Source organism: Streptomyces tauricus, assembly GCF_014650955.1.
GTDB lineage: Bacteria > Actinomycetota > Actinomycetes > Streptomycetales > Streptomycetaceae > Streptomyces > Streptomyces tauricus.
The window spans coordinates 1,097,693-1,104,270 of sequence record NZ_BMVY01000001.1; the positions used below are offsets into that span (position 1 = coordinate 1,097,693).

At 72.1% G+C, this 6,578-nt stretch carries 7 protein-coding genes; 3 read left to right on the forward strand and 4 right to left on the reverse strand.

Translation table 11 applies throughout. The annotated features are described in order from the left end of the window. Window positions 1-2 precede the first annotated feature (2 nt). Both IE278_RS04690 and IE278_RS04695 read right to left on the reverse strand, forming a co-directional pair. Window positions 3-605: a response regulator transcription factor gene (locus IE278_RS04690; RefSeq protein ID WP_189768918.1), complete on the reverse strand. Its 603-nt coding sequence runs from the start codon at window positions 603-605 to the stop codon at window positions 3-5. Beyond that, complete coding sequence (locus IE278_RS04695; protein ID WP_246569864.1) at window positions 602-1,255, reverse strand: sensor histidine kinase; 654 nt, start codon at window positions 1,253-1,255, stop codon at window positions 602-604. The genes IE278_RS04690 and IE278_RS04695 overlap by 4 nt, the downstream gene beginning before the upstream one ends. Between IE278_RS04695 and IE278_RS42115 the strand changes: the two genes are divergently transcribed. Then, window positions 1,254-1,601 carry a DUF6010 family protein gene (locus IE278_RS42115; protein WP_246569868.1) on the forward strand — a complete coding sequence of 116 codons (348 nt, stop codon included), beginning with the start codon at window positions 1,254-1,256 and terminating at the stop codon, window positions 1,599-1,601. The genes IE278_RS04695 and IE278_RS42115 overlap by 2 nt on opposite strands. 35 nt (window positions 1,602-1,636) lie before the next feature. Here IE278_RS42115 and IE278_RS04700 read toward each other — a convergent pair whose 3' ends face one another. Together IE278_RS04700 and IE278_RS04705 are read right to left on the reverse strand one after the other, a co-directional pair. Beyond that, entirely contained in the window at window positions 1,637-2,197 is a 561-nt protein-coding gene (locus IE278_RS04700) for a hypothetical protein (RefSeq protein WP_189768920.1), read from the reverse strand. 147 nt (window positions 2,198-2,344) lie between these two features. Beyond that, complete coding sequence (locus IE278_RS04705) at window positions 2,345-4,636, reverse strand: zinc metalloprotease (RefSeq protein WP_189768922.1); 2,292 nt, start codon at window positions 4,634-4,636, stop codon at window positions 2,345-2,347. Window positions 4,637-4,974: 338 nt separating this feature from the next. Between IE278_RS04705 and IE278_RS04710 the strand changes: the two genes are divergently transcribed. Beyond that, the gene (locus tag IE278_RS04710) at window positions 4,975-5,991 is read left to right on the forward strand and encodes a zinc-binding alcohol dehydrogenase family protein (protein ID WP_189769122.1); all 1,017 of its coding nucleotides are present in this window, start codon (window positions 4,975-4,977) and stop codon (window positions 5,989-5,991) included. Window positions 5,992-6,026: 35 nt separating this feature from the next. Continuing rightward, entirely contained in the window at window positions 6,027-6,503 is a 477-nt protein-coding gene (locus IE278_RS04715; protein WP_189768924.1) for a GNAT family N-acetyltransferase, read from the forward strand. Window positions 6,504-6,578: the final 75 nt, after the last annotated feature.

The window sequence follows — 6,578 nt, forward strand, 5'->3', positions numbered from 1 at the left end:
GGTCAGATCCAGCCCTGCTGCCAGGCGTGATGGGCGGCGGCGTGCCGGGTCGGTGTGCCCAGCTTGGACATGGCGGCGGAGAGGTAGTTGCGGACCGTGCCGGGGGCCAGGTGGACCGCGGCGGCGATCTCGACGACCGAGGCACCGGTGCGGGCGGCGCGCAGGACCTCCAGTTCGCGGTCGGTGAGGGGGCAGTCGTCCTCGGTCAGCGCGGAGGCGGCGATGTCCGGGTCGACGTAACGGCGGCCCGCGGCGATGTCGCGGATGATCCCGGCGAGCACGGCCGCCGACGTGGTCTTGGGCAAGAACCCTCGGACGCCGGCGGCCAGGGCGCGGCGCAGCACGGCGGGGCGGGCGTGCAGGGTGACCAGGACGATCTGGGTGGGCAGCGCCGCCCGGATCTCCTCGGCGGCACGCAGTCCGTCGGTGGGCGGCATCTCCAGGTCGAGGACGGCGATGTCGGGGCGGTGCTCACGGGCCAGGCGCACCGCGTCGGTGGAGGTGGCGGCCTCGGCGACGACGGTGAGGTCCTGTTCCAGTCCGAGCAGTGCCACCAGGGCGCTTCTGAGCAGGTCCTCGTCGTCGGCGATCAGCAGGCGGATCAACGTGCCGCTCCGTTCCGGGGGCCGGTGTCAGGGCCGGGGTCCGGGCCGAGGCCTCTGTCGGGGCCGGGGTCTGCCTCTGTGGCCGGGCCCGTCGGAAACAAAGCAGTGACCGCGAAGTGTTCGCCGTCGCGGTGCCAGGTCAACTCGGCGTGTGCCACGCGCAGTCGCTCCCCGAGTGAGTGCAGCCCGGTGCCCCGGGCCGTGTGCCGGGTGGTGTCCAGGGGTTGGTCGGCCCCGTCGTTGCTCACGCGCAGCCGGGCGAGGCCGCCGGTGACCCGGTAGTCGACCTCCGCGTGCCGGGCCCGGCTGTGCCGGAGCACGTTCGTCGTGGCCTCCCGCATCACCAGGCCCAGCAGATGGCGTGCGGGCTCGGCGAGCCCGTTGGCGGCCGTCGCCTGTGCGAGGGTCCGCGCGTCGATGCCCGCGGTGGCGAGCACCCCGGTCGCGTTGGTGATCTCGTCGTCCAGGGTCGTCCGCCGGTAGCCCTGCACCACGGCCCGGGTGTCGCTCAGCGCGTCGGCCGCCAGCTGCCGCACCTCCCGCATCTCGGTGGCTGCGCGCGCCGGGTCGGTGTCCACCAGCCGGGCGGCCAACTCGCTCTTCAGCGCGATGACTTGCAGGTGATGCCCGGGTCTCGGCCTGGCCGTCATGGTCGCGCTGCGGGCGCAGGACCTGGTCTCGCAGCCGGTCGCGCTGATCACGCTCGCACTGGCGGTCCTGGTGTGGGGTACCGTCCGCGGGACTCCGCACGGGCGGGCCGTCCTGGGTGTCCAGGCCGCGGGGACGCTCGTCTTCGGCGCGCTCGCCCTCGTGGGCCTGGCGGTCGACCCGGACCTGGGCCGCTACCTCGTGGGCGCCGGCTGGTTCTTCCACGGCGTCTGGGACTTCGTCCACCTCAGGCACAGCAGGCTCAAGAAGGTGGTCTCCCCGACGTTCGCCGAGTGGTGCGCCGTGGTGGACGTCCTGGTCGCCGTACAGCTGCTCTTCCTGCTGTGACCTCCGCTCAGCGGAAGCCGCTCAGTGGACTTCGCTCAGTGGAAGTCCACCTCCACCGGGTCCGCCACCACCCTCGTACGGGGCACCCGCGCGACGAGGGCGAGCAGTTCCTCCCGCGCGGTGCCTGCGGGCACGCCGAAGCCACCCAGCCAGTCCTCGGGCCGGGCGGTGGCGGCGTCGGCGTCGGTATCAGCTCCGGTGTCGGCTTCGGTGTCAGCTCCGGTGTCGAGTGTGAGGGCGTAGCGGTAGCGGCCGGGTTGCTGGGGGATGAAGTGCGCGAAGGTCATGAGGGGCAGGCAACCGGGGCCCGAGGTCGGGTCCCACGACTCGCCCGGCGCCAGGGTGCGCAGGTCCGCCGGCCGCAGCGGAGCGACGAGGGGGTCCTCGGCCGGAGCGGGTGAGGCCACGACGACACCGTCCCCGAGACGCGTGACGGTGGGCCGGTAGCGCGGGAGGCGCAGTCCGTTCTCGGAGCCGTCGAGCACTCCCGCGATCCACAGGTCGCGGTCACCGGCGTTGCGGAGCCGCACCCGCACGGTGGCCGGGTGACCGAGGGGCTGAGGGCCGCTCGGCCCGTACAGGACGAGGTCGATCACTCGGCTGCTCCCTTCCCGTACCCCCGGCTGCCCGTCCGCCGGGGTCCGGGGCCGGTGGGCCCGATGCTGCCACAGGCGGCCGGGGAGGGCGCTCACGGGCAGAGGGGTGTCCCGTGAGTGCCCTCCTGGGCGCGGGGCGGCCGGGGGTCAGCCGCCGCCGAACTCCTCGGTGAGCCGCGCCTTGGTGGAGTCGGCCTGGTCCCGTACGGCGTCCTTGACGTACGGCTTGAACGCGGGTGTGTCGAAGTGCCGGACCAGGCGGTCGAGCGTGGAGTTGGCCTCTTCGAGGTCGCCCTGGCGGGCGTAGGCGCGGGCAAGGCGCCGTGAGGCGAGGTTGAGCGTCAGGTTGTCCACGCCCTTGCCCTGCTGGGAGGCCTTCACGACCTGGGCGAGCTGTTCGATCCCGGACTTGGGATCCGGGGGCCGTACGGTCAGCTCGGTCTTGTCCGGGCTCAGACTCTTGAACTCGTGCTCGAAGTTGAGCCCCTTGGCGAGGCGCGCGTACACGGCGAAGGGGTGGGTGCCGTGTCGCTCGATGACCTCCTGGAGCGCGTCGTTGCCTGACTGCAGGGCCGGCGAGTCGGAGCCGCGCAGCGCGAGGATCTTGCCCTGTTCCTCGCCCATCATCAGTTCGCCGAGCCGGAGGTCGGCCTCGCTGACCGGGTGCCGTACGTCGAGCCGCAGCACCGGCGAGACGATCCGGGACCCGTCGGAGGCGAGATAGGCGGCGCGCAGCTGGTAGGTGCCCGGCTGCTGGAAGTAGTGCCCGTCGCGGCCGTAGCCGATGTAGGCGCTGCTGTAGATCGCGGGCCGGTTCGCGTCCAGGCGTACGGTCTGGTCCTGGTCGACGCAGCGGCGCAGCAGCGGCCGGTAGAGCACGGTACGTCCGGAGGGCTGCCGGATGGCGATGCTGACGAGTTCGTCGTCGGGGTGGAGGTGGTTGTGCGTGGCACGGCCGCGCAGGTCGGTGGTCTCCAGCTTGAGCTCCACGACGGCCGGTTCACCGAACGCGAGGGCGCTCTTGTCGGCGCGCAGACCGAGGCGGAGGCCGGACTCGTCGGTGAGGGGCTCGTCGAAGAGTGCCGGTTCGATGTCGGCGGCGCCGGTGGCGAACGCGTTGGCTCCCATGACGACGTTCCGGTAGAAGCCGTGCCGCAGGTGCAGTTGCTCGTTGTCGGTGAACTGGAAGGGGAAGGCGCCCCAGTAGGCCGCCGCTCCCCCGTTGCCGTTCAACGGCTGGTAGTTCTGCGGGTAGTTCATCCACGACAGGTCCGCGAAGCCGTTGTTGCCGCCGAGTGGGGCAGGCGGCGTGGCCAGGTTCTTCTGCCAGGAGTGCAGCAGGTTGAAGGCGTGACCGATCTCATGGACGTACGTGCGCAGCATGGCGCGTTGCTCTTCGGGGCCCGCGCCCTGGATCAGGTCGTAGAAGACCGCGCAGCCCTGTCGCTGGAAGGTGTCTGCGGCGTCGAACATGATGCCGCGCACGCCTGCCATGCCTTCGTAGCTGCCGGCGACCAGCAGCCACATCTTCCATTGCGGGGCGTTGCGCCAGAGGCTGAAGTTGGTCTCCATGGCGCCGTGCAGTTCGGTGTTGGTCCAGCCGTTCTGGTTGTTCGCGATGACGTTCGCGGTGCCGGAGACCAGCAGTTCGATACCGGCCTCGGCGTAGGCCCGGGGCACGGTGAGGATCCGGGCGGGGCTGTTGGCGGGCTGTGGAAGCGAACCGGTGTCGTACGACAGGAAGGGCACGGCCCCGGCCACGGAGTCCTGCTCCCACTCGACGGTACGGAAGTACGGCGAGACGTACGGGCAGACGTAGGTGGCGCCCAACTGGCGCGGCGGGCGCAGGAATTCGACGGTCGCGGCGCCCGGCCGCTGGTTCGTCCTGCTGCGCGGGACGGTGACCCGCACGAGCGTGTACGCGGTCTGCCAGGTGTAGGAGGCGATTCCCCTGATGACGACCTGGGTTCCGGTCCGGGAGACGGTGGGCGCGTCCACGATGAACGAGCCGAAGTACGCCTGCGTACCGCCGCCCGTGCTGAAGAAGTCACCGCTGACCTTCCGCAGGACCTTCGGGCCGCCGGGGACGCTGTCGACGTCCATGCGAAGGATCAGTTCGTAGCCGCCGCTGGTGCCGCGGTAGCGGCCACGGGTGGGGCGGTGGGCCGGTCCGGCGGCAGCGGCGGCGGCCTGACGCTGCTCCGCCGCGCGTTCCGTCCCACCTGCCGTTCCTCCCGCCGTTCCTCCCGCCGTTCCTCCCGCTGTGGCGCCTCCCGTGGCGCCTCCCGTGGCGCCTTCCGTCGCGTTCGCTTCGGTGGCGTACTCACCCCGGACGCTCTCCTGACCGCTCTCCCACTCCTCGGGGAAGAAGGTGTCGGCCAGGGGCGTCGCCGAGAAGTCGGCCGTCCCCGTTGTCGGGTCTCCACTGGCTGTTGACATGGCGACAAGCCCTCCGTTCGCTCGACGCGCCGTGCAACAGGTGGCGTCCGCGCGACGCCACCCGGTGTCCCGACCGGCCGGAAGGACTGGTGCGAGCACGTTGGCACCGCGCTCCCGCCGCGTCAACGATCCTTTCCGTTGTCCCGCAGAAATACGACGCGGCCGTCCGACGGCTGGTTCTGCAGGTGAAAGGGGTTCGTCGGAGTTGCCTGCGCCCCCCACGAACTCCCCGCGCTCCCCGCACCGGGACACCTCGCGGCCTCTCCTCGCAGAATGGGGAGATGGCTGGGGACCTGACTGGGGAGATGGCTGGGGGGATGGCTGGGGGCATGACGACGATGTACGCCTGGGAAGTGGCCGAGCCGGGTCCGGTCGAGAGCGGGCCGCTGCGGCTCGTCGAGAAACCGGTCCCCGTGCCGGGCCCCGACGAACTCCTCGTCCGTGTCGGCGCCTGCGGGGTGTGCCGTACGGATCTGCACGTCAGCGAAGGCGACCTGCCGGTGCGCCGGGTGCGGGTGACACCGGGTCACGAGGTCGTCGGGCGGGTGGCGGGGATGGGCGCGAAGGTCACCGGACACGGCGTCGGCGACCGGGTCGGGGTGGCCTGGCTGCGCCGTACCGACGGCACCTGCGCGTACTGTCTGCGCGGGGCGGAGAACCTCTGCCCGGGCTCCCGCTACACCGGCTGGGACTCCGACGGCGGCTATGCCCAGTACACGACCGTGCCGGCCGCCTTCGCCCACCCGCTGCCCGGCGGCCTCGACGACATCGCGCTGGCCCCGCTGCTGTGCGCCGGGATCATCGGACACCGCGCGCTGCTCCGCGCCTCCCTGCCACCCGGCGGACGCCTCGGCCTGTACGGGTTCGGGGGCAGCGCCCATCTCTGTGCGCAGGTGGCGCTCGCGCAGGGTGCGACCGTCCATGTGCTGACCCGGGATCCGGCCGCGCGGCGGCTGGCCCTCGACCTGGGCGCCGCGTCGGCGGCGGGGGCGTACGACGCGCCTCCGGAGCCGCTGGACAGCGCGATCCTCTTCGCTCCCGTCGGCGATCTGGTGCCCGTGGCGCTGCGCGCACTGGACCGTGGCGGCATCCTCTCGATCGCGGGGATCCACCTCAGTGACGTGCCGCCGCTCCACTACGAGCGTGAGCTGTTCTACGAGAAGGAGATCCGCAGCGTCACGTCCAACACCCGGGCGGACGCGCGGGAGTTCCTGGCGCTCGCGGAGCAACACCGGGTTCGGGCCACGGTTCATCCGTATCCGATGTCGCATGCGCCGGAAGCGCTCAAGGACCTCAAGGCGGGCCGCTTCGACGGGGCCGCCGTACTGGTCGACGACGGCGGGCCCTGGCACTGACACCGGCCCACTCCCCGCGAGGACGGAGATCCACGATGCGCTTCCTCCCGTTCGACAGCAACTGCGCCGCTGTGGTGGCTGGTTGGCCGGTCACGGCGGAGGAGGCGGTGATGTGGTGCGGGCTGCGGGAGTTCCCGGTGCGGGAGGGGACGGTCTCGGCGTGGCAGCGAGAGCCCGACGTGACGGCTTACGCCCTTGTCGAGGACGAACGACCACTGGCGTACGGGGAGTTGTGGCCCGATACCGAGGAGGACGAGGTCGAACTGGCGCGGATCATCGTGGCACCCGGGGTCCGTGGGCGGGGCCTGGGCCGTCTCCTGGTCCGGGGCCTGCTCGCGGAGGCACGGCTGACCGGGCTCGCGGAAGTCTGCATGCGGGTCCACCCGGAGAACACCGCGGCTCTGCGCTGCTACCGCGGAGCGGGCTTCGAACCGGTCGACGCGGCGTCGACCGCGGCGTGGAACACGGGGCAGCCGGTCGAGTACACGTGGCTCCGCCACGGACACGCCTGACGGGCGGGCCCGGGTGCGCACCGGCCGCCCGGCAGGGCCGCACCCGCCGACCGCCGCCCGCCCCGCCCGACGACC

What these genes read in the sequence shown, in the direction of transcription:
- IE278_RS42115 (WP_246569868.1), top strand. Translation starts at nt 1,254, where the DNA reads ATGGTCGCGCTGCGGGCGCAGGACCTGGTCTCGCAGCCGGTCGCGCTG.
- IE278_RS04695 (WP_246569864.1), bottom strand. Translation starts at nt 1,255, where the DNA reads ATGACGGCCAGGCCGAGACCCGGGCATCACCTGCAAGTCATCGCGCTG.
- IE278_RS04705 (WP_189768922.1), bottom strand. Translation starts at nt 4,636, where the DNA reads ATGTCAACAGCCAGTGGAGACCCGACAACGGGGACGGCCGACTTCTCG.
- IE278_RS04710 (WP_189769122.1), top strand. Translation starts at nt 4,975, where the DNA reads ATGTACGCCTGGGAAGTGGCCGAGCCGGGTCCGGTCGAGAGCGGGCCG.
- IE278_RS04715 (WP_189768924.1), top strand. Translation starts at nt 6,027, where the DNA reads ATGCGCTTCCTCCCGTTCGACAGCAACTGCGCCGCTGTGGTGGCTGGT.